General features: G+C 72.2%; 16 protein-coding genes. 8 read left to right on the top strand and 8 right to left on the bottom strand.

The genetic code is table 11. The annotated features are described in order from the left end of the window. Positions 1-206 precede the first annotated feature (206 nt). From ligA to V6U90_RS15850, 6 genes are all read left to right on the top strand, one after another. Entirely contained in the window at positions 207-2,366 is a 2,160-nt protein-coding gene (gene ligA, locus V6U90_RS15875) for an NAD-dependent DNA ligase LigA (RefSeq protein WP_334436418.1), read from the top strand. 158 nt (positions 2,367-2,524) lie between these two features. Continuing rightward, a complete protein-coding gene (locus tag V6U90_RS15870) occupies positions 2,525-5,050 on the top strand; it encodes a putative bifunctional diguanylate cyclase/phosphodiesterase (RefSeq protein WP_334436415.1) in 2,526 nt (841 codons plus the stop codon). 113 nt (positions 5,051-5,163) lie between these two features. Continuing rightward, entirely contained in the window at positions 5,164-5,469 is a 306-nt protein-coding gene (gatC, locus tag V6U90_RS15865; protein WP_334436413.1) for an Asp-tRNA(Asn)/Glu-tRNA(Gln) amidotransferase subunit GatC, read from the top strand. After that, positions 5,466-6,950 (top strand): Asp-tRNA(Asn)/Glu-tRNA(Gln) amidotransferase subunit GatA, encoded by a 1,485-nt coding sequence (gene gatA / locus V6U90_RS15860; RefSeq protein WP_334436412.1) that lies wholly within the window; start codon positions 5,466-5,468, stop codon positions 6,948-6,950. Before gatC ends, gatA begins: the two co-directional genes overlap by 4 nt. Before the next feature lie 14 nt (positions 6,951-6,964). After that, a complete protein-coding gene (gene gatB, locus V6U90_RS15855; protein ID WP_334436409.1) occupies positions 6,965-8,467 on the top strand; it encodes an Asp-tRNA(Asn)/Glu-tRNA(Gln) amidotransferase subunit GatB in 1,503 nt (500 codons plus the stop codon). Positions 8,468-8,691: 224 nt separating this feature from the next. After that, the gene (locus V6U90_RS15850) at positions 8,692-11,067 is read left to right on the top strand and encodes a transketolase-like TK C-terminal-containing protein (RefSeq protein WP_334436406.1); all 2,376 of its coding nucleotides are present in this window, start codon (positions 8,692-8,694) and stop codon (positions 11,065-11,067) included. Between the two features lie 380 nt (positions 11,068-11,447). Here V6U90_RS15850 and V6U90_RS15845 read toward each other — a convergent pair whose 3' ends face one another. Then, entirely contained in the window at positions 11,448-12,980 is a 1,533-nt protein-coding gene (locus V6U90_RS15845; protein WP_334436404.1) for a metallophosphoesterase, read from the bottom strand. A gap of 64 nt (positions 12,981-13,044) precedes the next feature. Next, a complete protein-coding gene (locus V6U90_RS15840; RefSeq protein WP_334436400.1) occupies positions 13,045-14,220 on the bottom strand; it encodes a PQQ-dependent sugar dehydrogenase in 1,176 nt (391 codons plus the stop codon). Between the two features lie 50 nt (positions 14,221-14,270). Between V6U90_RS15840 and V6U90_RS15835 the strand changes: the two genes are divergently transcribed. Continuing rightward, positions 14,271-15,197, top strand: a complete 927-nt coding sequence (locus V6U90_RS15835) for a 2-hydroxyacid dehydrogenase (protein WP_334436397.1) — start codon at positions 14,271-14,273, stop codon at positions 15,195-15,197. Positions 15,198-15,230: 33 nt separating this feature from the next. Here V6U90_RS15835 and V6U90_RS15830 read toward each other — a convergent pair whose 3' ends face one another. Continuing rightward, positions 15,231-15,608 carry a PH domain-containing protein gene (locus tag V6U90_RS15830; protein ID WP_334436394.1) on the bottom strand — a complete coding sequence of 126 codons (378 nt, stop codon included), beginning with the start codon at positions 15,606-15,608 and terminating at the stop codon, positions 15,231-15,233. Positions 15,609-15,840: 232 nt separating this feature from the next. On the opposite strand from V6U90_RS15830, the gene V6U90_RS15825 reads away from it, so the two are divergent. Next, positions 15,841-18,480 (top strand): putative bifunctional diguanylate cyclase/phosphodiesterase, encoded by a 2,640-nt coding sequence (locus V6U90_RS15825; RefSeq protein WP_334436392.1) that lies wholly within the window; start codon positions 15,841-15,843, stop codon positions 18,478-18,480. Positions 18,481-18,876: 396 nt separating this feature from the next. On the opposite strand, the gene V6U90_RS15820 is transcribed toward V6U90_RS15825, so the two are convergent. The 5 genes from V6U90_RS15820 to V6U90_RS15800 form a co-directional block, all read right to left on the bottom strand. Continuing rightward, positions 18,877-19,896, bottom strand: a complete 1,020-nt coding sequence (locus V6U90_RS15820; RefSeq protein WP_334436389.1) for a LacI family DNA-binding transcriptional regulator — start codon at positions 19,894-19,896, stop codon at positions 18,877-18,879. 639 nt (positions 19,897-20,535) lie between these two features. Further along, complete coding sequence (locus V6U90_RS15815; protein ID WP_334436386.1) at positions 20,536-21,279, bottom strand: copper homeostasis protein CutC; 744 nt, start codon at positions 21,277-21,279, stop codon at positions 20,536-20,538. Continuing rightward, on the bottom strand, positions 21,279-22,316 hold the full coding sequence (locus V6U90_RS15810; RefSeq protein WP_334436384.1) for an asparaginase: 1,038 nt from the start codon (positions 22,314-22,316) through the stop codon (positions 21,279-21,281). Before V6U90_RS15810 ends, V6U90_RS15815 begins: the two co-directional genes overlap by 1 nt. Further along, positions 22,313-23,284, bottom strand: coding sequence for an amino acid ABC transporter permease (locus V6U90_RS15805; RefSeq protein WP_334436381.1), 972 nt, complete (start codon positions 23,282-23,284; stop codon positions 22,313-22,315). Before V6U90_RS15805 ends, V6U90_RS15810 begins: the two co-directional genes overlap by 4 nt. After that, positions 23,281-23,925: an amino acid ABC transporter permease gene (locus V6U90_RS15800; protein WP_208814537.1), complete on the bottom strand. Its 645-nt coding sequence runs from the start codon at positions 23,923-23,925 to the stop codon at positions 23,281-23,283. Before V6U90_RS15800 ends, V6U90_RS15805 begins: the two co-directional genes overlap by 4 nt. Between the last annotated feature and the right edge of the window lie 11 nt (positions 23,926-23,936).

The raw sequence follows: 23,936 nt of genomic DNA, 5'->3' as shown, positions 1-23,936 counted from the left end.
ATCCGTAGCCTCATCCGCCAGGCCTGGACCCTCTACCGCTGGAACACCCGCCCCACCCGCCGCCCATGAAACCACCTACTTGCGCGATCTCTAAGGAAGGGCCCCTTCTTATCGCTTTTGGTAGAGGAAGGGCCCCTTCCTAACCGCGGGGCTGAGGACTGTCGGACCGGCCGGCTACCGTGCGGGGGTAGCGAGACGGAGGTCAGGTGTCCGAAGAAGCCATTTCTCAGCAGGTCAGCCCGGCGCAAGAGGCTGCCGCCGGTGCCGAGCCGACGGTCGGGGCGCGGGAGCGGCACGCCACCCTGAGTCAGGAGCTGACCGACCACCAGTACCGCTACTACGTACTGGACGCTCCGGTGATCTCCGACGCCGAGTTCGACAAGCTGCTGCGTGAGCTGGAGGCGCTGGAGGAGGAGTTCCCCGCCCTGCGCACCCCCGACTCACCCACCCAGCGGGTCGGTGGGACGTTCTCCACGCTCTTCACCCCGGTCACCCACGCCGAGCGGATGATGTCGCTGGACAACGCCTTCGACGACGAGGAGTTGGCCGGCTGGGCCGAGCGGGTGGAGCGCGAGGCGGGCGGCCCGGTGTCGTACCTCTGCGAGCCCAAGGTCGACGGCCTGGCCATCAACCTCACCTACGAGCGGGGGCGGCTGGTCCGGGCGGCGACCCGGGGTGACGGCCGCACCGGCGAGGACGTCACCGGGAACGTCCGCACCATCCGCGAGGTGCCGCACGAGTTGACCCCGGCGGACGGGTTCGGCGTGCTGCCGGACCTGCTGGAGGTACGGGGCGAGGTCTACTTCCCGGTCGAGGCGTTCGCCGATCTCAACGCCTCCCTGGTCGAGCAGGGCAAGGCGCCGTTCGCCAACCCGCGCAACGCCGCCGCCGGCAGCCTCCGGCAGAAGGACCCCCGGGTGACCGCCTCCCGTCCGCTGCGGATGGTGGTGCACGGCATCGGCGCCCGGGACGGATTCCGCCCGGTGGCGCAGTCCGAGGCGTACGCGGCGTTGACGGCGTGGGGTCTGCCGACCAGCGAGCGTTGGCGGGTGGTCCCTGACCTGGCCGGTGTCCGGGAGTACATCGCCTACTACGCCGAGCACCGGCACGACGTCGAGCACGAGATCGACGGTGTGGTGGTCAAGGTCGACCCGGTCGCCATCCAGGGCCGGCTCGGCTCGACCAGTCGCGCGCCGCGCTGGGCGATCGCCTTCAAGTACCCGCCGGAGGAGGTCACCACCAAGCTGCTCGACATCCAGGTCAACGTCGGGCGGACCGGCCGGGTGACCCCGTTCGCGGTGCTGGAGCCGGTCCGGGTGGCCGGCTCCACCGTCGCGTTGGCCACCTTGCACAACGCGCGGGAGGTGGCCCGCAAGGGGGTGTGGATCGGCGACACGGTGGTGCTGCGCAAGGCCGGTGACGTGATCCCCGAGGTGCTCGGGCCGGTCATCGACCTGCGGCCGGACGAAGCGTATCCGTTCGAGATGCCGACCACCTGCCCGGACTGCGGTTCGCCGCTGGCGCCGGCAAAGGAGGGCGACATCGACATTCGGTGCCCCAACTCACGTACCTGCCCGGCGCAACTCCGGGAACGACTTAGCCATCTGGCCGGTCGGGGAGCGCTGGACATCGAGGTAATGGGGGAGAAGGCCGCCGCGGCGCTGCTCGACTCCCAAGTGATCACCGACGAGGGCGATCTCTTCTTCCTCGACGCCGAGCGGCTGACCCAGGTGCCGTTCTTCGTCAACAAGGACGGCAGCCTGGGCAGCAACGCCGGCCGGTTCCTGGACAGCCTCGCCGAGGCCCGGCAGCGTCCCCTGTGGCGGGTGCTGGTCGCCCTGTCGATCCGGCACGTCGGTCCGACCGCCGCGCAGGCGCTGGCCCGGCACTTCGGCTCGATCCCGGCGATCGAGGCGGCCACCGAGGAGGAGCTCTCCTCGGTGGACGGGGTCGGCCCGACGATCGCGGCGAGCCTCAAGGAGTGGTTCGCCGTCGACTGGCACCGCGACGTGGTGGAGAAGTGGGCCAGGGCCGGCGTACGGATGGCCGAGGAGCGGGCCGACGAGGGGCCCCGACCGTTGGAGGGGGCGACGGTCGTGGTCACCGGCACCCTCGCCGGCTTCTCCCGGGACCAGGCGGCCGAGGCGGTGCAGTCGCGTGGCGGTAAGGTCAGCGGCTCGGTCTCCAAGAAGACTTCGTTCGTGGTGGTGGGGGAGAACCCCGGTTCCAAGGCGGACAAGGCAGTCAGCCTGAAGCTGCCGGTGCTGGACGAGGCGGGGTTCCGGGTGCTGCTGGAGGAAGGGCCCGAGGCGGCCCGTGCAGTCGCCCAGAGTGACCAGGATGCTGCGGAAAGCGACGCCGGATAAATATGGATCTTGTCGGGAAGTCGCCGCGTATACCAAGTTAATTACGACTACGTCCTATTCGCGGCTGTCGTACCGCACAAGGCGCCGTTCGCAGCGTTTGATGGGGGCAACACGGCGCGGCACCCGCCGCGCCCCGGACCGCTGCGTCGGGAGGTCGGATGGAGCCGGCGGCCGTGCGGAACGTCGTGCCCCGAGGTCGGGTCATGTCGTTCTTCGGCTTCGTCAGCGCGGTGGTCGCGGTGGCCGCCATCTCGGCCGGCGGGCCGCTCGCCGCGCTGCCCGACCGACTGCCCGACCTGCCACCGGCATTCTGGACGATGGCCGCCCTGGCCGCCATCTGCGACATCCGGCCCTTCGCCGCGCCCGGGCGGCGGCAGAGCGCGGCGGTCCTTCCGTCGATCTGCTTCACCTTCGCGATCATGCTGGCCTGGGGCCCCGGCCCGGCCATCGCCGTGCAGGCGCTCACCGTCGGAGTCTCGGGATGGCGGCTACGGCACGCCCCGGGGCGGATCGGCTTCACCATCGCCCAGTACGCCTGCGCGTTCGCCGCCGCCGACCTGGTGCTCCGGCTCGCCCCCGGTGGCCCGTTCCGGGTCGACGGCCGTCCCGGCTGGCAGGACGTGGCGGTGATGACCGGCGCCGCGGTCACCTGGTTCGTGGTCCGGTACGGCACGGCGAGTGTCGCGGGGCGACTGCGGTTCGGCGGTCCATGGTGGCCGGAGTTCCGCCAGGGGCTGCCGTTCGAACTCTTCTCCACCGGCTCACTGCTGCTGCTCGGCCCGGTGCTGGTGGCTGCCGCGCAGGTCAGTGCCGCGCTCATCCCGTTGATGCTGGTCCCCCTCGTCGCGGTCTACCGGATGATGCGGCTCTCCACCGAGCAGGCCCGACTGGCGGCGCTGGACCCGCTCACCGGCCTGCCGAACCGCAAGGCGCTGCTGCAGGAGGTCGCCGAGCAGGTACGCCGGCACGCGGCCCTGGCGGCGAAAGGGCTGCCCGACGCCCACCTGGCCCTGCTGCTGATCGACCTGGACCGCTTCAAGCACGTCAACGACGCACTCGGACACGCGGTCGGTGACCGGCTGCTGATCGAGGTCTCCGGCCGGCTGACCAGCGTGGTACGCCCCGGTGACCTGGTCGCCCGGCTCGGCGGCGACGAGTTCGCCATCGTTGTGCCCCGGTTGCGCGGCACCGGGGACGCCCGGCGCCTCGCCGACGAGGTGGTCGCCGGGCTGGCCGAGCCGGTCGCCCTGGACGGGTTGCCGCTCGACGTGGGCGGCTCGATCGGGGTGGCCCTCTACCCCTGGCACGGCGAGGACTTCGAGACCCTGATGCGCCATGCCGACGTGGCGATGTACGAGGCGAAGCACCGGGGGGACACGGTGGCCGTGTACGCGGCCGAGTCCGACCACAACTCCCCGGAGCGGTTGAGCCTCCTGGCCGACCTGCGCCGGGTCCTGGAGCAGGGGCAACCGGCCGACGCGGTGACGCTGCCCGGCGCCGCCCCGGTCCCGAGCCCGGCCGGCGCCGGGCAGCGGGGCGGACGCAGCGGGAACCGGCGGTACTGGTCCGGGTGGCGCCGGTCGCCCGCCGGGCCGGACGTGCCGGCCGACGAGCTGATCAGCAGGATCATCGCCGGTGCCGACCCGACCGGGCGGGGCGCGGCGCACCGGCGGTTCGCCGCTGTGGGCGGCACGGCCGCGCCACCGGCTCCGGCATCGCCGGAGGGGCCGCCGACCCTGTCCGACCGGCGGGGCGAGGATTCGCCAGCGGGCCCGGGTGCCCCGCCCGCCCCGGGCGTACCGGTCCGGGACGCGTCGCCGGACGGGCCGTCGGCCCGGGACCGGTCGCCGGGTCCGGCAGGCCGGCCGGTACCGGCCCGAACCGGGCGGTCCGTCCACGCCGAGCCCGGCTCCGTCGCGGACGTCGGCGAGATCACCATGTACTACCAGCCGCAGGTCGCCGTGGCGACCGGTGAGGTGGTCGGGGTGGAGGCGCTGCTGCGCTGGCGTCACCCGGTCCGGGGCATGGTCGACCCGGGGGAGCTGATCCGGGTCGCCGAGCAGAGCGCGGTGATGCGGCTGCTCACCCGGCGGGTGGTCGACGACGTGCTGGCGCAGCTGGCCCGCTGGGACATGGCCGGCATCACCCTGCGGGCGGCACTCAATGTCAGCGTCCGGGACCTGCACACCGGTGAGATCGCCGACCGGATCGCCGAGCTGCTGGACCGGTACGGCGTACCGCCCGGCCGGCTGCAGCTGGAGATCACCGAGGGTGCCCTGATGGCCGACCCCCGGCGGGTGCTGGCCACCATCTCCCGGCTGCACCAGATCGGGGTGGCGATCGCCCTCGACGACTTCGGTACCGGGTACTCCTCGATGCAGCACCTGCGCCGGCTGCCGCTGTCCGAGGTGAAGGTCGACCGGTCGTTCGTACTCGGAATGGCCGACGACCCCGACGACGCCGCGATCGTCCGGTCGATGATCGAGCTGGCCGGCGCCCTGGGTCTGCGGGTGGTCGCCGAGGGGGTGGAGGACGAGCGCACCTGGCGGCTGCTGCACGCGGCCGGCTGCGAGGTGGCCCAGGGGTGGTTCTACGCCCGGCCGATGCCGGCCGGGGAGCTGACCGCCTGGCTGGCCCGGTACCGGCCGCTGCGCCCCGCCCCGGCGCCCGGGGTGCGGGGCTGACGCCAGCCCGGCACCGGGTCACAAATAGACTCGCTCGGGTCACCGGCCGCACCGCATGCGACGGTTGACACGCAGACGACGCACGAGGCACGCCAGTCATGAAGGGGGCACCGATGGCCGCCATCTCCCGCGAGGAGGTCGCGCACCTGGCGCGACTGTCGCGGCTCGCCGTGACGGAGGAGGAGCTGGATACCTTCGCCGGCCAGCTCGACGTGATTCTCCAGGCGGTCGCGCAGGTCGGCGAGATCACCGCCGCCGACATCCCGCCCACCTCACACTCCGTGCCGCTGACCAACGTGCTCCGCGAGGACGTGGTGGTACCCGGCCTGACGCCGGCCGAGGCGCTCTCCGGTGCGCCGGACGCCGAGGAGCAGCGCTTCCGCGTACCGCGGATCCTGGATGAGGATGTGGCTTCATGAGCGACTCGACTGACCTGACCAGAATGACCGCGACCCGGATCGCGGCGCTGGTGGCCAGCGGTGAGACCTCGGCGGTCGAGGTGACCCGGGCCCACCTGGACCGGATCGCCGCCGTGGACGACCGGGTCAACGCATTCCTGCACGTCGACACCGAGGGCGCGCTCGCGGCGGCCGGCGAGGTGGACGCCCGCCGCGCGGCCGGCGAGGAACTGGGGCCGCTGGCCGGCGTGCCGGTCGCGGTCAAGGACGTGCTCACCACCAAGGGCGTGCCGACCACCGTCGGGTCGAAGATCCTCGAAGGTTGGCGTCCGCCGTACGACTCGACGATCGTCGAGCGGCTGCGCGCGGCCGGCACGGTGATGCTCGGCAAGACCAACATGGACGAGTTCGCCATGGGCTCCTCCACGGAGTACTCCGCGTACGGCCCCACCCACAACCCGTGGGACCTGGGCCGGATCCCGGGCGGCTCGGGTGGTGGCAGCGCCGCCGCGCTCGCCGCGTACGAGGCTCCGCTCTCCATCGGCTCGGACACCGGCGGCTCGATCCGCCAGCCCGCCGCGGTCACCGGCACGGTCGGCGCGAAGCCGACCTACGGCGGTACCTCCCGGTACGGCCTGGTGGCGTTCTCCTCGTCGCTGGACACCCCCGGCCCGTGCGCCCGTACCGTGCTCGACGCGGCGCTGCTGCACGCGGTGATCGGCGGGCACGACCCGCGTGACTCGACCTCCATCCCGGCCCCGGTGCCGGACGTGGTGGCCGCCGCGAAGATCGGCGCGACCGGTGACCTGACCGGGGTGAAGCTCGGTGTGGTCACCGAGTTCTCCGGCGACGGCGGTGAGCCGGGCGTGCAGGCCGCGTTCCGTGAGGCGGTGGAGGCGCTGACCAAGATGGGCGCCGAGATCGTCGAGGTCTCCTGCCCGAACTTCAGGTACGCGCTGCCGGCCTACTACCTCATCGCGCCGAGCGAGTGCTCCTCCAACCTGGCCCGCTTCGACGGCGTGCGGTTCGGTCTGCGGGTCGGCGACGACGGCAACCGGTCGCTGGAGGAGGTCATGTCGATGACCCGGGAGGCCGGCTTCGGTCCCGAGGTCAAGCGGCGGATCATGATCGGCACGTACGCCCTCTCCTCGGGCTACTACGACGCCTACTACGGGCAGGCGCAGAAGGTCCGGACCCTGATCACCCGGGACTTCACCGCCGCGTTCGAGCAGGTCGACGCGCTGATCTCGCCGACCACCCCGTTCGTGGCGTTCCCGATCGGCTCGCGTACCTCCGACCCGTACCAGATGTACCTGGCCGACCTCTACACCATCCCGACCAACCTGTACGGCGGGCCGGGCATCTCGGTGCCCTGCGGGCTCTCCGACGGGCTGCCGGTCGGTCTGCAGATCATGGCGCCGACGATGGCGGACGACCGGATGTACCGGGTCGCCGCCGCGCTGGAGAGCGCCGTCGGCACCCTCACCCCGCCGGCCCTGTGAGGTAGGAGCTACCGATGACCACGACACTGCCCGCGTACGACGAGGTGGTCGCGCGCTACGAGCCGGTGATCGGCCTGGAGACCCACGTCGAGCTGGGTACGAACACCAAGATGTTCTGCGGCTGCCCGACCGACTTCGGTGGCGACCCGAACACCCGGGTCTGCCCGGTCTGCCTCGGCCTGCCCGGCTCGCTGCCGGTGGCCAACAAGGCGGCCATCGAGGCGACCATCCGGATCGGCCTGGCGCTGAACTGCTCCATCGCGCAGTGGTGCCGGTTCGCCCGGAAGAACTACTTCTACCCGGACATGCCGAAGAACTTCCAGATCAGCCAGTACGACGAGCCGCTCTGCGTGGACGGTTACCTGGACGTCGAGGTCAACGGCGAGCTGGTCCGGATCGGCATCGAGCGGGTGCACCTGGAGGAGGACACCGGCAAGACGCTGCACGTCGGTGGCGCCACCGGCCGGATCCACGGCGCGACCGAGTCGCTGGTGGACTACAACCGGGCCGGCATTCCGCTGGTGGAGATCGTCACCAAGCCGGTGCCGGGCACCGGGGCGCTCGCCCCGGACGTGGCCCGCGCGTACGTCACCGAGCTGCGGGACGTGATCCGCTCGCTGGGCGTGTCCGACGTCCGGATGGAGGAGGGTTCGCTGCGCTGCGACGTGAACACGTCGCTGAACCCGGTGGGCTCGTCCGAGTGGGGCACCCGGACCGAGACCAAGAACGTCAACTCGCTGCGCTCGGTGGAGCGGGCGGTCCGCTCGGAGATGCTCCGCCAGGCGATGGTGCTCGACGCCGGTGGTCGGATCACCCAGGAGACCCGGCACTTCCACGAGGACACCGGGGAGACCACGTCCGGCCGGTCCAAGGAGACCGCCACCGACTACCGGTACTTCCCGGAGCCGGACCTGGTGCCGCTGGCGCCGGACCCGGCCTGGGTCGCCGAGCTGAAGGCGGCCCTGCCGGAGCTGCCCCGGCTGCACCGCCGTCGGCTCCAGCAGCAGTGGGGCCTGTCCGACCAGGACATGCAGTCCGTGCTCAACGCGGGTGCGGTCGAGCTGATCGAGCAGACCGTGGCGGCGGGCGCCAGCCCGGCTGCGGCCCGTAAGTGGTGGCTCGGTGAGCTGTCCCGGCGGGCCAACGAGACCGGCATGGAACTGGCCGACATCGGCGCCACCCCGCATCAGGTCGCCGAGCTTCAGGGTCTGGTCGACGCGGGCAAACTCAACGACAAGCTGGCCCGTACGGTGCTGGAGGGCGTGATCGCGGGCGAGGGTACGCCCACCGAGATCATGACCAACCGGGGTCTGGAGGTGGTCTCGGACACCGGTGCGCTGACCGCCGCCGTGGACGAGGCGATCGCCGCGAACCCGGACATCGCCGAGAAGATCCGTAGCGGCAAGGTGGCGGCGGCCGGTGCGCTGGTCGGCGCGGTCATGAAGACGACCCGTGGCCAGGCCGACGCCAAGACGGTCCGCGAGCTGATCCTGGCCCGCCTCGGCTCCCAGGACTGAGATGTAAGGAAGGGCCCCTTCTTAACGCTTTCGGTATAGGAAGGGGCCCTTCTTAACACCGCCCCGCCGCACCCCGCACCCCGCCCCGCCGTACCCCGCACCGCCCCGCCGCATCGCACCCCCGCACTCGTACCCCCACCCCCACCCCCTACCGGTACCACCGCTGCGCCACTCGCCCCTTCGACGGGCCGTCAACGGCGACGGTCCGGCCCTTGGAGTCCGACGTGACCGAACACCCGCCCCGCCCCGACCTCAACCTCGACGTACTCGACGAGATCCAGCGGCGGGTGCTCTGGCTCGCCACCCGGATCGTCGACGCGGCCAACCACGGCCGGGTCACCGGTGACGGGGTCAAGGTCGGTGGGCACCAGGCGTCCAGCGCGTCCCTGGCCACCGCGATGACCGCGCTGTGGTTCGCGCACCTCGACCAGGCCGACCGGGTCGCGGTCAAGCCGCACGCCTCGCCGGTCTACCACGCGGTGCAGTACCTGCTCGGCAATCTGGACCGGTCCTACCTGCCCCGGTTGCGCGCCCGGGGCGGCCTCCAGTCGTACCCGTCCCGGACGAAGGACCCGGACGGGGTGGACTTCTCCACCGGCTCGGTGGGGCTGGGTGCGGCGGCGCCGCTCTTCGCCGCCGTGACCCGCCGGTACGTCGACGCGCACTTCGGCGAACGGCCCCGGTCCCGGTTCGTCGCCATCATCGGCGACGCCGAGCTGGACGAGGGCAACATCTGGGAGGCCGTCGCCGACCCGGCCACCACCGGTCTGGGCAACGTCATGTGGCTGGTCGACTTCAACCGGCAGTCGCTGGACCGGGTGGTGCCCGGGGTCCGGATCAACCAGTGGCGCCGGCAGTTCGAGGCGGCCGGCTGGCACGTGGTCGAGGTCAAGTACGGCAGGAAGCTGGCTGTGGCGTACACCCGGCCGGGCGGGGAGCACCTGCGGGCCTGGATCGACCGGATGCCCAACGAGCAGTACCAGTCGCTGTTCGGGTTGACCGGTGCTGCGCTGCGCCGACAGTTCCTCGACGGGGCACCGGCCGAGGTGGCGGAGTTCGTCGCCGACATCAACGACGACGAACTCGGGCCGCTCGTCACCGACCTGGGCGGGCACGACCTGACCGCCATGCTCGACGCGTACGCCCAGTGTGACGCGGTCACCGACCGGCCCAGTGTGGTCTTCGCGTACACGGTCAAGGGGTGGGGCCTGCCCATCGCCGGCAACCCACGCAACCACTCCGCGCTGCTCAGCGTCGAGCAGATCGACGCCCTGCGCGCCGTGCACGGGCTGACCCCCGACACCGAGTGGGACCGGCTCGACCCCGCCTCGCCCGCCGGGGTCTGGGCGGCGTCGCGCCGCGAGACCCTGACCCGGCCGCCGCGCGAGCAGGCACTGCCGATCGCGGTGCCGGAGACCACCCGGGTACGCGCCAACAAGCCGATCTCCACCCAGGAGGTCTTCGGACGGGTACTGGTCGACCTGGCCCGGGACGAGCAGGTCGCGCCGTACCTGGTGACCACCGCGCCGGACGTGGCCACCTCGACGAACCTGGCCGGGTTCATCAACAAGACCGGCGTCTTCGCCCCCAGCGCGCAGCGCTCCTGGTCCGAGGACCGGATGCTGCGCTGGACGGAGGGTCCGTCGGGCCAGCACATCGAGCTGGGCATCTCGGAGATGAACCTCTTCCTGCTGCTCGGTCAGCTCGGTCTGTCCTGGGACCTGTCCGGTCAGCCGCTGCTGCCGGTCGGCACGGTCTACGACCCGTTCGTGCTGCGCGGTCTGGACGCGTTCCTCTACGGCACCTACTCCGGATCCCGGTTCGTGGTGGCCGGTACCCCGTCGGGTGTCACGCTCGCCCCGGAGGGCGGCGCCCACCAGTCGACCATCACCGCGTCGGTGGGGCTGGAACTGCCCGGCGTGACCTTCATCGAGCCGGCGTACGCCACCGCGCTGGACTGGCTGCTCTGTGACGCGCTCGGGCAGATCGCCGGCGGCCCGGCCCGGACCACCACGGCCGCGCCGACCGAGGACGGGGCGTACTACTTCCGGCTGACCACCCGGCCGATCGACCAGGCGCCGTTCGAGGCGGCCCGCGCCCGGATCGGGGACGCGGTGCTGCGCCGGCAGGCGGTCGCCGGGGCGTACCGGCTGGTGGACGCGCATCAGGCGTACCCGGAACTGGTGGACGCCCCGGTGGTGCACCTGGCCGCCTCCGGCGCGGTGCTGCCGGAGGTGCTGGCGGCGGCGGCCGAACTCGCGGACGAGGGTATCGCCGCGCACGTCGTTGACGTGACCTCGCTGGACCGGCTCTACCGGGCCTGGCAGCGGACCCTGCGCCAGGGGGTACGGACGGCGACCGTGCCGAGCGTGCCCGGGGTACTGCGCGCGGCGTTCGCCGAGCGGGCGCCGGTGGTGACCGTGCACGACGCCGCGTCGCACGCGATGGCCTGGCTCGGGTCGGCCCTCGGGGTGCCTGCGGTACCGCTCGGGGTGGACGAATTCGGCCAGTCCGGCACCGTGCACGAGCTGTACGAGTTGCACGACCTGCTGCCCGGCAGCATCGTCAACGCCGCTCTGGCGGCGCTGTCGCTGCGCTGACCTGGTTGCCGGTGCGCTGACCTGGTTGCCGCTGCGCTGACTTGTTTGCCGCTGCGCTGACCTGGTTGCCGCTGCGGGCCTCGCTGCGTCGGCCGGCAGACCCTTACCACGCCCCTTTGCTCTGCTTCAGTCACGGCAACACTTCAGGCAGCTGAGTGTGTTGCCTTCACTGAAGCAGAGCAAAGGGCGCAGGCGAACCCCTCGCCGTCGGCCGCTGCCCGGTTGCGTCATGACCCAGCCATCGCGCCAGCCCCGTTGATCATGAAGTTGTTGTCATCACGACCGGCGTGTCGCGACAACAACTTCATGATCAACGGAACGGGGCGGAACGGAACGGCAACGGAACGGAACGGGGCGGAACGGAACGGGCGGGGCGGGGCTCAGCGGGTCGGGGTCGGGGTGACCGGTGCCGGCGCGCCGGCCTTCGGGTCACGGACCAGGTGCCGTTCCAGGTTGACCTGGGACTGGCCGGTGCCGCCGACGGTAATGTCGTCGTACGCCTGGAGCAGCTTCTGCTGGTCGAAGTAGAGCACCGTCATGCTGAGCGGGGTCGGCTGCTCGCCCTCCAGACCACGTAACCCGGCGCCACCGGTGGAGCCCTGTGTCATCAGCAGGGTGGGGGTCTTCCCGGGCACCTCGGGCAGCTTCGACACCTGCCGGTTGTGGGTGTGCCCGGAGAGCACCAGCGGGCAGGCGCCGGAGAGCGGTCCGGCCGACGAGGGGTCGTGCACGAGCGCGATGTTCACCGGTACCGCCGAACCCCTGGCCGTGGTGGCCAACCGGTCACCGGCCCCGATCAGCTGGTCGGCACCCTCGCGGGTCAGCCCGGAGCCGTTCGGTGAGGTGCTCTTGTCCGGGGTGAACCGGGGATCACCGATGCCGGCAATGGTCAGCCCGGCGACCGAGGTGACCTGGTTGTCCAGCACGATCGCGTTCTGCTGCCGGGCGACGGCGGCGGCCGTCGCCGGTGAGTCGTGGTTGCCCCGGATGAACACGTACGGCTTCTTGAGCAGCCCGATCGAGCTGGTGAAGGAGGCCTCCGGCTCGCTGCCCCAGTCGGTCATGTCGCCAGTGTCGATCACCACGTCGATGTTGAACTGTTCCACCACGGTCCGGATCAGCTGCCAGCCGGTGGGGTTGAGGTGCATGTCGGAGACGTGCAAAACCCGCGTGGTGCCCGGGGTCGGCTCGTACACCGGCAGCGCGGAGACCGTGGTGTAGAGCTTGCCGACGTTGCCGACCAGCCGCTGGAGCTGTTCGGAGTACTTGCCGAAGTCGGTGGCGATCTTCCGGGCGTCACCGACGATCGCCGGGGCGTTGACCAGCAGCCCTTCGTACCGGGGTTCCTCGATGGACTGGGGTCGGACGGTGAGCGCGGCCCAGCCGAGACTGCCGGCGGTGATCAGCAGGGCCAGACCGCCGGACCAGGCGACCGGGCGGCTGTCCCGGAACGCCAGGGCGGCCAGCAGCAGCGCGGTGAGGACCGCGACGCCGACCGTGCGCAGACCCAGCCGGAGTACCCCGGCGCGGACGTCGGAGACCGCCGACTGGCTGGCCTGGGCCAGCCCGGCCGGGTTGTCGATCAGCGCCTCGGTGCGGCGCTGGTCGAGGGCGCCGAGCCGGACCGTCAGGTGGGTCGGCCCGGAGTGGCTGTCGAGCAGGAGGGCGCCCAGTGGGGGAATGGCGACGGTGGTGCCGCCGTGGGTTGCCGGGGTGATCGACAACTCCGCCCGGAACGGCCCGATGTCGGTCTCGGTGTGCCCGGCCAGCAGCACCCCGACGACGATGCCGGTGAGGCTGACCACGAGTACCCCGAGGACGCGTAGCACCCACCGGAGCCGACGGCGGACGGCACCGGCCCCGGGGGTCCGTCCGACCCGCGGGGTGCACTCCTCGTCCGCCTGCCCGTCCATACTCAGATTCTCACCTGCCCGATCGGGGATCTTGGTAAACCTGCCGGAAACGCGCGTCGTGCGCTCAGCTCCGGCCGGCACCACCGCCGGAGAAGACCAGCCGCAGGATGCGGTCGTCCTCCGGCTTCGCGTTGCCCCGCCCGTCGTGGTTGGAGGTGGTCAGCCAGACCGAGCCGTCCGGCGCGGCGACGACGGTACGCAGCCGACCGTACTGACCGTTGAGCAGGGCACTGGGCTGGCCGAGTACCCCGCCGTTGGCGGTCAGCTCGACGAGCCAGAGCCGTTGGCCACGCAGGCAGGCGGTGACCAGTACCCGTTCGACCATCGCCGCCCCTGAGCAGGACGCGTCGGAGGTCTTCCACTGCACGATCGGATCGGTGAACCGGTCGTTGTTGCCGCCGGCCTGTCCCTCCACCGTCGGCCAGCCGTAGTTCTTGCCGGGCTGGATCAGGTTGATCTCGTCCCAGGTGTTCTGCCCGAACTCGGTGGCGTACATCCGCTTGTCGGCGTCCCAGGCGAAGCCCTGGACGTTGCGGTGGCCCAGCGACCAGACGGGGGAGTCCTTGACCGGGTTTCCGGGGGCCGGATTCCCGTCGGCGGTGATCCGCAGGATCTTGCCACCCAGGTTCTTCGGATCCTGGGACAGACCCCGGTCCGAGGCGTCACCCGTGCTCGCGTAGAGGAACCCGTCCGGGCCGAAGCCGAGCCGGCCGCCGTTGTGGATGCCGGAGCGTGGGATGCCGGTGACGATCGGGGTCGGCTCGCCGCCGAGGGTCAACCGGGCGATGCGGTTGTCCTGCTCCGTGGAGTAGTAGACGAAGACCGACCTGTCCTTGTCGTAGGTGGGGGAGACCGCGATGCCGAGCAGCCCGCCCTCGCCTGCGGCGTCGACCTCGTCGAGGGTCTGCACGGTGGTGACCTTGAGCCCGGAGGTGTCCGACTCCGGGCCGACCTGCAGGATCTTCGCGCTGTCCCGCTCGGTGACCAGGGCGCCCCCGTCCGGCAGGAACGCCAGCCCCCAGGGCACCCGTAGCCCCTTGGCCAGCACCGTCGCGGCGACCTGCTGGCCGCCGCCACCGCTGGCCGACGCCGACGGGGTCGGCAGGTTGGGCGGCTGACCGGCCGGGTCCGGCTCCGGGGGACCGAAGCTGCATCCGGCGGTGCCGAGCAGGGCCGCCGCGCAGAGCACGGCCACCGCGCGGTGGCGGGTGGTCCGGGGGTACCGGGGACGCACGTTCATCCCACCCAGCCTAGTCGGGTACGCCCCACCGACCGATATCGTCGACATCCGTGAAGGTGTGGATTCCGCACGAGCGGGGCCGGGCGCTGCTCGGCGAGTTGCCGACCGGGTTGACCGTGCAGGTCGCCGAGGCCCTGGACCGGATCCCGTCGGATTCGGCGGGGGTGGCGTTCTGGGTACCGCCGTTCCTGTCCAAGGGGACCACCGCGCGTCTCGCGGGCGAGATGCCGGACCTGCGGGTGGTGCAGCTCCTCTCCGCCGGGGCGGACGCCTGGATCGGCCGGCTGCCCGACCGGGTGGTGCTCTGTGACGCCCGGGGGGTGCACGACTCGGCGACCGCCGAGTGGGTGCTCACCGCGATCCTGGCCCATCTGCGGGCCTTTCCGGCGTTCGCCCGGGCCCAGTCCCGCGGCGAGTGGGCGTACGACGGGTTCACCCCGACCGACGAACTGGCCGGCAAGCGGGTGCTCATCGTGGGTGCCGGGTCGATCGGCGCGGCGGTGGCGGCCCGGCTCGCCCCGTTCGAGGTGACCGTGACCCTGGTGGCCCGCACCGCCCGGCCGGAGCAGGGGGTCCGGCCGGTGGAGAAGCTGCTGGAGCTGCTGCCGACCGCCGATGTGGTGGTGGTGCTGGTTCCGCTGACCGACGCGACCCGGGGGCTGATCGACGCCCGGTTCCTGGCCGCCATGCCGGACGGCGCGTTGCTGGTGAACGCGGCGCGCGGGCCGGTGGCCCGGATGCCGGAGCTGACCGAGGCGCTGGCCGGCGGGCGGATCTGTGCGGCGATGGACGTCACCGACCCCGAACCGTTGCCGGCCGACCATCCGCTCTGGGCGATGCCGAATGTGTTGATCACCCCGCACGTCGCCGCCTCGGTACGTGGGCTGCTGCCCCGCGCCTACCGGCTGGTCGGCGCCCAGTTGCGCCGGTTCCTGGCCGGTGAGCCGCTGGTCAACCAGGTGATCGACGGCTACTGACGGGGCTACCGTCCGGCGCTCACCGTCCGGCGCTTACCGGTCGGTGCCGGACAGCGGTCGGCCGCTCGCGGCGACCAGCCGGGGCAGGTCGGTGGTGCGTACCGCGGGCAGGACGGCGACCTGACCGTCGTCGAGCCGGGCCACGGCCCGGCCCCGGTCGTCCCCGGCCAGCTCGACGATCTGCGGCCAGGCGATGCGGCGTTGCCCGGTGAGCGCCCGCAGGCGCAGCCCACTGCGGTCGGCGTCGGTGCCGGCCCGCCAGGCCCAGACGCCGACCGCGAGGGGGACGAGCAGTACCGGTGCGAGGTACCAGCGGGCGGAGGCCAGCGGCAGGGCGCCGATGAAGGCGATCACCGCGGCGACCAGGATCGCCTGGTTGTGCCGGAAGTGGACGGTGTCGGCGGGACTCATCCGCAGATTTTCGCACCCCAGGGGCGGTGGACGGGCGGTGGGCGGCGGGCGTCGTCCGAGCCGGTGTGCGAGCCTTGTCCGTGACGGCCTGCAAGTGATCCAGATCACTGTGTGATCATCGATCGGGGCGTAACCGAAGGGGTGGCCGGTCGTTTCCGGGATAGGCGTCACCGGCCCCTCATCCGGGACACCCGACCACCGCCCCAGTGCCCCCTCACGAAGGCGAACCGCCGTGTCCGTCGCGCACCCCGCCCGCGATCCCGCCCGCCGACGTCCCGCCCCCGTCGACCTCGCTGTCGGCGCGACCGGACTCGGCCTGCTGCTGGCCGGGGTCTCCGGGATCCTGCCCCCGGTGGCCGCTCTCGCGCTCGCGGTCGGGGTCTCCGCAGCGGTCGCTGCCACCCGGCTGGTGCTGGCCTCCCGGTGCCGGGCCGCCGGTCGGGGCGGCGGCACCAGTCGCAGCGCCGAGCGGTTGGACGCCCGAGCCTTCGGGCGGGCGGCCAACCTGCTCGACCTGGCGGTCTTCACCACCGGGCTGAGCGTCGCCGTGCTTCCGCTGGTGCCACCGGCCGACCGGCCCGCCCCGGCCCTCGCGGGTCTGCTGCTGGCCACCGGACTCCATCTCGGCGGCCTGCTGCTGCTACCCGGTGCGGCCCCGCCGGGCCCGGCCCGGCTGCGTCAGGTCGTGGACGCGACGAGTCTCGGGGTCAGCCTGGCCTTCGCCGGCTGGGTGGCCCTCCCCGTCGGGCCGGTGCCGCCCTCGGCCCGGGCTGCCGCCCTGCTCGGTGCCGCCGCGCTGGCGGTGGCCACGGTGACCGCCCTGGCGAACTGGGGGCCACGGCGGGGTGCCGCGCTCTGCGGCCTCGGCGCGGCGGCGACCCTGTTCGGGCTCACCGTGCTCGCCGTGCTGGTCGACTACGACCGGTCCGGTGTCGTCCTGCTGGTGCTGCTGCCGCCGCTGGTTGTCGGGCCGCTGCTCACCGCGGCCGGCGCGGAGGTGGCCTCCCGGGCGGTCCGGTCGGGCCTGGTCGAGCGGCCGGCGCCAGCGTACCCGTTGCTGACCGTGCCGGCCGTGGTGGCCACCCTCGCCGCGGTGTACCACCTGCTGGTGGTGGGGCGTTTCGACACCGGAGCGGCGCTGCTCGGGCTGGCGGTGATCCCGCCGCTGGTCCTCCGCGAGGTGCTCGCCGCCCGGGACATCCGCCGGTACGCGCGCCGACTCGCCACCCAGGAGGCGTACTTCCGGTCACTGGTGTCCGGCGCGAACGACCTGACCCTGGTGGTGGGGGAGGACCTGTTGGTCCGTTGGCAGTCACCGGGTGCGGCCCGGCTGTTCGGGCTGACCGACGCCGAGGTGCTCGGCCGGCCGTTCGGAGAGCTGATGCACCCGGACGACGCGTCCCGGGTGGTCGGGGTACTCGGTGCGGTGCTTGCCGGGCAGCGGCCCCCGCTGGTCGCCGCCCGGCTCCGGGACGGGCGGGGTACCTGGCGGGACACCGAGTCCACCGTGACCGACCAGCGCAGCGTGCCCGAGGTCGGGGCGCTGGTGATCCACGTTCGGGACGTCTCCGAGCGCCGCCGGCTGGAGCGGACCGTGCAGCAGCTCGCCGTCACCGACCAGCTCACCGGGCTGGCCAACCGCCGGGAACTGATGCGGGCGATCGCGGTCCGGCGGGTGGCCCGGGGTCGGGGTGCGCTGCTGGTGATCGATCTGCACGGCATGGCCGGGGTCAACGACGACCACGGGCGGACGGCCGGTGACGAGGTACTGGCCGAGGCGGGGCGCCGGCTACGGACCGCCGCCGGACCGGACGACGTGGTGGCCCGGTTGGCCGGTGACGAGTTCGCGGTGGCCGCGGTGCAGGGGCCGGTGCTCGCGTACGCCCTCGGTACCCGGCTGCTCGGCGTGCTCACCGAGCCCTTTCCGCTGCCCGGCGGTGCGGCCCGGCTCCAGGTCAGCATGGGGTTGGCCGAGTTCTCTGGCGGCACCGACGTCGATGACGTGCTCCGTCAGGCCGACCTGGCCCGCCGCCGGGCCCGGCAGCTCGGGCGCAACCGGGTCGAGTGGTACGACGCGGGTCTGGAGGAGCAGCTGGTACGGCGGCTCGACCTCGAACGGGAGCTACCCGGCGCGGCGGCCCGAGGTGAGTTCGACCTGGTCTTCCAGCCCGTGCTGGGGCTGGCCGATCGGTTCCCGGTCGGCACCGAGGCGCTGCTGCGCTGGCGCAGCCCGGTGCTCGGCACCGTGCTACCGGCGGAACTGCTGCCGGTGGCCGAGGATCTCGGGCTGATGGAGGAGGTGGGGCAGTGGGTGCTGCACCGGGCCTGCCGTCAGCTCACCGTCTGGTCGGAGCACAGCCGGGAGCTGTGGATGTCGGTCAACGTCTCGCCCCGGGAACTGGCCGCGCCCGACTTCACCCACCGCGCGTCGGGCATCCTCGCCGAGCTCGGCCTGGCCGCAGACCGGCTGGTGCTGGAGGTGTCCGAGCCCCGGTTGGGGGCGGATGTCTCCCCGCTGGCCGGCCCGCTCGCCGGCCTGCGAGCCCTCGGGGTACGGATCGCGTTGGACGACTTCGGTGGCGCGCAGACATCCCTCGCCCAACTCCGGCGGCTGCCGCTGGATCTGCTCAAGGTCGACCCCCGGCTGCTCAGGGAAACATCGGGTGACGGCGGTCGGCTGATCGACGTGGTGGTGGGTCTCGGTCGGCGGCTCGGGGTGGAGATCGTCGCCGAAGGGCTGGAGTCGCCGGACCAGGTCGACCAGGCCGACCGGGCGGGTTGCCGGTTCGGGCAGGGCTTCGCGATCTCCCGGCCGGCCATCGCCGAGCGGGTCGAGGCGTACCTTGAGGACTTCCCGTCGGCGCCGCGCTGATTGAGGTCTGGCCCTGGTGGACGGTCAGCCTGTCGAGCTGCTCCGTCTGCGCTAGCGCAGACAGGTTGGCCGATGCTGCGGCCCGTTGGCCCGTTGGCCCGTTGGCCCGTTGGCCCGTTGGCCCGTTGGCCCGTTGGCCCGTTGGTCCGTTGGCCCGTTGGCCCGTTGGTCGGCCACGGCTGCGGCCACCCCGTGATCCGCTCGTTTTCCTGAAAGTCGCGGTGTCCTCCCGGCCCGATAGCCCCGACTTCCTGAGAACCGAGTGGATCAAGGCGCGGCCCCGATCAGGAAGTGGGCAGGCACCCGCCCACCTGATGAGCTGCCGGCGGCGGTGTGGGCAGCCCGATCAGCCGAGGGTAGACCGGCCAGCGCCTCGACGCTGATCGCTTGACCGGCTTACCTGATCCGGGGCGGCGCCGTGCTGCCACGCGGCGTGAGGTGTGCGGTCTCGGCCTGGAAGGCGCTCATCTTCTCGCCGGTGATGGCGGACAGCAGGTGGCGGGCGGCATGTGCACCGTAGGCCGGGATGTCCCGGCCCAGCGCGGTCAGCGGTGGGTGCACCAACTGGCAGAGCGGTGAGTCGTCCCAGGCCACAATGGACAGGTCAGCCGGTATGGCGAGTCCCATCTCCTGGGCCACCGAGAGGCCGGCGATCGCCATCACGTCGTTGTCGTAGATCACCGCGGTCGGCCGCTGTGCCGAACTGAGCAGCCGGCGGGTGGCCCGGGCGCCCTCCTCGCCGGTGTAGTCGGACGGCACGGTGATCGCCCCGGGCAGCCCGAGCCGGTCGCAGACCTCGGCGAAGGCCCGGGTACGGATCTCGGTGTGCAACAGCCCCGGTAGCCCGCCCACCCGGGCGACCCGGCGGTGCCCGAGCGCCACCAGGTACTCCACCGTCTCCACCAGCGCGGCCGCGTCGTCCGACCAGATGCTGGGCAGGTTGCCGGTGTGGCCCGGGCCGCCGATCACCACGGCCGGCAGTTGCAACTCCTCGAGGACCGGGATCCGGCGGTCGTCGATCCGGAGGTCGCAGATGAAGACGCCGTCCACCCGGCGTTCTCCCCACCAGCGCCGGTAGACCGCGATCTCGGCGTCCTGGTCGGCGACCACCTGGAGGGTCAACGCGTACGACCGGGCGGCGAGTTCCCCCTCCACCCCGCTGATCAGCTCCATGAAGAACGGCTCGATGCCGAGTATCCGGGCCGGGCGGCAGAGTGCCAGGCCGACCGCCTTGGCGGTGGCGCCGGAGAGCGCGCGGGCCGCGCTGCTCGGGCTGAACCCGATCTCGGCGGCGATGGCCAGGATGCGCTGTCGGGTGGCCTCGGAGACCCCCGGCTGACCGTTGAGGGCGTACGAGACCGCCCCCTTGGACACTCCGGCCCGCCGGGCCACGTCGGCGATCGTCGGCCGTTTCACCGGCGCTCCTCATCCTGCTCGGCCCTGGCGGGCGTTCCACCTGCCGTCGTCCGGAGTTGTCGGCGACGGCGCACACGCTACCCGGCACTGTCCCGGGCGCCGGGACGCCCTGTCAGGGTGTGAACCCCGATCAGGCAGCACGCTTGTGCGGTTAAGCGTACGCGCCGTAGTGCCGCCGCGACCCGACCGGGTGAGGCGTTGACGCGGACTTCTGCGTCAGAGAGCGGTCTACCCCGCGCTATACGCGTGCGGGGCGACAGGTGATGACGGGATGGCGTCAGCGTCAACCCGCCATTGACACTGCCTGGGGTCAACCGTGCCGTGGCTGCACTTACCCGGTTCAGTCAACGTTCCTCGATCTCGGGAGCGGGATCCAGCGGTGCTGGCCGACGCCGGGGCATCCTGATCTGGGTCAGCCCGGGTACCAATGACCTGGACTACCTCCGCGCCGAATGAGGTGTAAGGAAGGGCCCCTTCTTAACACCGGTCCACCTGACGCGGACAAGGTCCGCCGCGCCAGGTGGACCGGTCCCGACCGGTCGTCGGCCGGCCGGGGCTGGCGACGTCCGCCGGAGGGCGCGCCGGCCCTGTTAATAAGGGGCCCTTCCTCTACCGGAAACGTTAAGCGGGGGCCCTTCCTTACATCTGGGCGGCGGCGAGGACCTGACCGACCAGGGCCGCCGAGGTGCCGGAGCGTTCGTACTCGGGGCGGTGCAGCACCCCGCCCATCAGCGGGGCCGGGTTGCGGTGTACGGCCGGGCTGTTTGACTTCACCAGCGCGGCGAAGTGGTACTCCTCGGCGTTGGTCGCCTCGATGATCCGCGCGATGTTGCGCGGGGTGATGCCACCGCCCGGCATGACGATGATCCGGCGGTCGGCGCGCCGGACCAGTTCGGCGATCAGGGGCGCCCCCTCCAGCACGCTCACCTCCTGTCCGGAGGTGAGGACCCGGTCCACGCCCAGTTCGATGAGCTGCTCCAGCGCGGCGAACGGGTCGCGCACCATGTCGAACGCCCGGTGGAAGGTGATGCTCGCCCCGCCGGCCGCCTCGATGAGCCGCCGGGTGGTCGGTACGTCGATGTCGCCCGCGGCGGTCAACGCGCCGATCACCACGCCGTGCGCGCCGGCTGCCACGGCCGCCGTGACGTCCCGCACCATGGCGTCGATCTCGGCGGGCGAGTAGATGAAGTCACCGGCGCGGGGCCGGACGATGACGTGCACCCGGATCCGGGTGACGGTACGCAGCGCCGTCTCGATGGTGCCGATGCTGGGCGTCAACCCGCCTTCGAAGAGCGCGGAGCAGAGTTCCACGCGGTCGGCGCCGGCCTCCTCGGCGGCGACCGCGCCCTCCACGCTGTCGATGCAGATCTCGAATGTGGTCATCAGTCTGTCCTCTGGGTCGATCGGGGTGTGGTCCAGTCGATGGCGGCGGTGACGACACCGATCGGCTCTCCGCCGCCCAGCACCGGTACCTGCCGTAGCGTGTCGGCGCCGTCGACGGGCACGCCGGCCGCGTCGAGCGCGGCCAGGGCGATCACCGTGGTGGCCCGGGGGCTGCCGTCGATGACCTTCACCGCGACCGCGTGGCCGTCCGGGGTCGCCACCCCGAGTACGCCTTCGGCGCCGCCCTTGGCGAGCACGCCGGGCCGGGCCCGCATCAGGTCGGTGTTGGGGTGTCCGTGCCAGCCGCCGACGTACTCCGGGTGGGCGCGCATCGCGTCGGCCACCTGCGCCTCAGGGCTGCCCTGCGGGGCCAGCACCAGGGCCTGGAAGGTACGGGCCAGCCCGGTCAGTGGCAGCCCGAGCAGCGGGGCGCCGCAGCCGTCGACGGTGACCGGGCCGACCGGCGTACCGGCCAGCCGGGTGACGGTGTCGGCGATGTGTTGCTGCAACGGGTGCGCCGGGTCGAGGTAGCCCTGTGTGGGCCAGGACCGGGCGACGCAGGCGACCAGCATCGCCGCGTGCTTGCCGGAGCAGTTCATCCGGACCCGTTCCCGCTGCGCACCGGCCCGGATCAGCCGCTCCCGGGTCGGCTCGTCCTCCGGCCAGTCCACCGGGCAGCCCAGCGCCTCGTCGGTGAGCGAGGCGGTGGCCAGCAGTTCGCGTACCAGGTCGACGTGCCGGTCGTCGCCGGTGTGGCTGCCGGCCGCGATGGCCAGCGCCGGCCCGTACCGCAGTGCGTCGGACAGGCTCGCCGCACCGGTACCGGCCGGATCGCCGTCGGCGGAGGCGGCGGCCAGGCAGGCGAGCGCCTGGACCGGCTTGAGGGTGGAGCGCAGCAGTACCGGCTCATCGGGTACCCCGGCGGCGAGCCGGACCGCCCCGGTCGGGTCGAGGACGACCACGCTGCCGAGGTGCCGGCTCTCGATGAAACCGCCCCGGGTGACCCGGGCGAGTTCGGCGTAGCGGGAAGCGGTCACCGGGCGGTGCTCCCTTCGGTCGAAGATGGCGACGTGGGGTCGGGCGATGTGGATGGCGACGTGGGGTCGGGCGACGATGCGGTGGACGTCGACGTGGCAGATGTCGACGGGGCGGACGTCGCCGGGGTGGGCGCGTCCGGGCCGGCGGCGACCCGGCCCCGGCCGGTGAGCCGGCCGTTGCGGGCCTGGAGTACCCGGGCGAACTTCGACAGCGAGGCGTTGACCGCCAGGTAGATCAGCGACACCACCAGGAAGGTCTGGATCAGCAACTGGGTGTACGTGGAGAGCACCTGGCCGCTGTAGAGCAGTTCGGTGTAGCTGACCACGAAGCCCAGCGAGGTGTCCTTGAGCAGCCCGACGAGCTGGCTGACCAGGGACGGGGCGAGCTGAAGAAGGGCCTGCGGCAGTACCACCAGCCGCATCACCTGACTCCGGCGCAGCCCGACCGCGAGCCCCGCCTCGGTCTGTCCCCGGTCGAGGGCCTGGATGCCGGCCCGGAAGATCTCCGCGAAGGCGGCCGCGTTGGAGACCACCAGCGGTACCACGAGTTTCCAGAACAGCGGGAAGTTCAGCCCGTACGCGGGCAGCGCGAAGAGCGTCACGTAGATCAGCAGCAGGGCCGGTACGGTCCGGAAGATCTCCACGTAGGCGCCGGCCAGCCAGCGAAGCGGCCGGTTGGGGGAGAGTCGGCCGAGCGCCAGCAGCAGCCCGAACGCGCCGCTGAGTACGGCGGTCGCGGCGGCGGCCTTCAGGGTGGCCCAGAGGCCGTTGAGCAGGTACCGCCAGATCGGCCAGGTGGTGAAGGGCTCCCAGCGGGACCAGGCCAGCTCGCCGTGGCTGGCGAACTGCTGCACCGCCGCGATCAGCGCGCCGACCAGGGCGACCGCACCGATCACGGTGGCGATCCGGATGCGGCGCCGGGCCCGGGGGCCCGGTTCGTCGAAGAGGATCTGTTGGGTCTGGTTCATCGGACGATCGCCAGCCTTCGTTCCAGCAGGCCGGTGAACTGGCCGATGATCAGTGCCAGCAGCATGTAGGCGAGGCCGGCGCCGGTGAAGATGAGGATCGGCTGGGCCTCGACGAGGTTCACGTTGTTGGCGGCCTGGGTGAGTTCGACCACCCCGACGGCGGCGGCCAGCGAGGTGTTCATCAGCAGCGCGATACAGATGTTGCCGATCGGCTGGATCACCGCGCGCAGTCCCTGCGGCAGGATGACGTACCGCAGGGACTGGCTGAAGGTGAGTCCGATGGCGCGCGCCGCCTCGGCCTGCCCCTTGCCGACGGTGTTGATCCCGGCCCGGATCGCCTCGGCCAGGTACGCCCCCTGGTAGGCGGCGATCACGATGGCGGCCGAGGTGAAGAGTGGGAACTGGATGCCGATCTGTGGCAGTGCGAAGACGAAGAGCACCAGCAGGGCGAGCAGTGGCAGGTTCTGCAGCACCTCGACGTAGAGGGTGCCGATGGTGCGCAGCAGCGGGACCGGACTGATCCGCAGGGTCGCCACGACGATGCCCAGCAGCATCGCGCCGATGGTGGTCACGACGGTCAACTGGACCGTCGTGACCAGCCCGTGGCCGAGTACGCTCAGGTGTGCGGTGAGGGCGTCCATCGGTGCGTACA

This window comes from Micromonospora sp. CPCC 206060, from assembly GCF_036906895.1.
Lineage (GTDB): Bacteria > Actinomycetota > Actinomycetes > Mycobacteriales > Micromonosporaceae > Micromonospora.
Note: the sequence above shows the minus strand (reverse complement) of the source record. Positions and strands in the feature narration are given on the sequence as shown.

Bases quoted from the DNA above. Each gene is read 5' to 3' on its own strand.
- V6U90_RS15800 (WP_208814537.1), bottom strand. From the start codon at position 23,925: ATGGACGCCCTCACCGCACACCTGAGCGTACTCGGCCACGGGCTGGTC.
- V6U90_RS15815 (WP_334436386.1), bottom strand. From the start codon at position 21,279: ATGACCACATTCGAGATCTGCATCGACAGCGTGGAGGGCGCGGTCGCC.
- gatC (WP_334436413.1), top strand. From the start codon at position 5,164: ATGGCCGCCATCTCCCGCGAGGAGGTCGCGCACCTGGCGCGACTGTCG.
- V6U90_RS15845 (WP_334436404.1), bottom strand. From the start codon at position 12,980: ATGGACGGGCAGGCGGACGAGGAGTGCACCCCGCGGGTCGGACGGACC.
- V6U90_RS15805 (WP_334436381.1), bottom strand. From the start codon at position 23,284: ATGAACCAGACCCAACAGATCCTCTTCGACGAACCGGGCCCCCGGGCC.
- gatB (WP_334436409.1), top strand. From the start codon at position 6,965: ATGACCACGACACTGCCCGCGTACGACGAGGTGGTCGCGCGCTACGAG.
- V6U90_RS15840 (WP_334436400.1), bottom strand. From the start codon at position 14,220: ATGAACGTGCGTCCCCGGTACCCCCGGACCACCCGCCACCGCGCGGTG.
- gatA (WP_334436412.1), top strand. From the start codon at position 5,466: ATGAGCGACTCGACTGACCTGACCAGAATGACCGCGACCCGGATCGCG.
- V6U90_RS15830 (WP_334436394.1), bottom strand. From the start codon at position 15,608: ATGAGTCCCGCCGACACCGTCCACTTCCGGCACAACCAGGCGATCCTG.
- V6U90_RS15870 (WP_334436415.1), top strand. From the start codon at position 2,525: ATGGAGCCGGCGGCCGTGCGGAACGTCGTGCCCCGAGGTCGGGTCATG.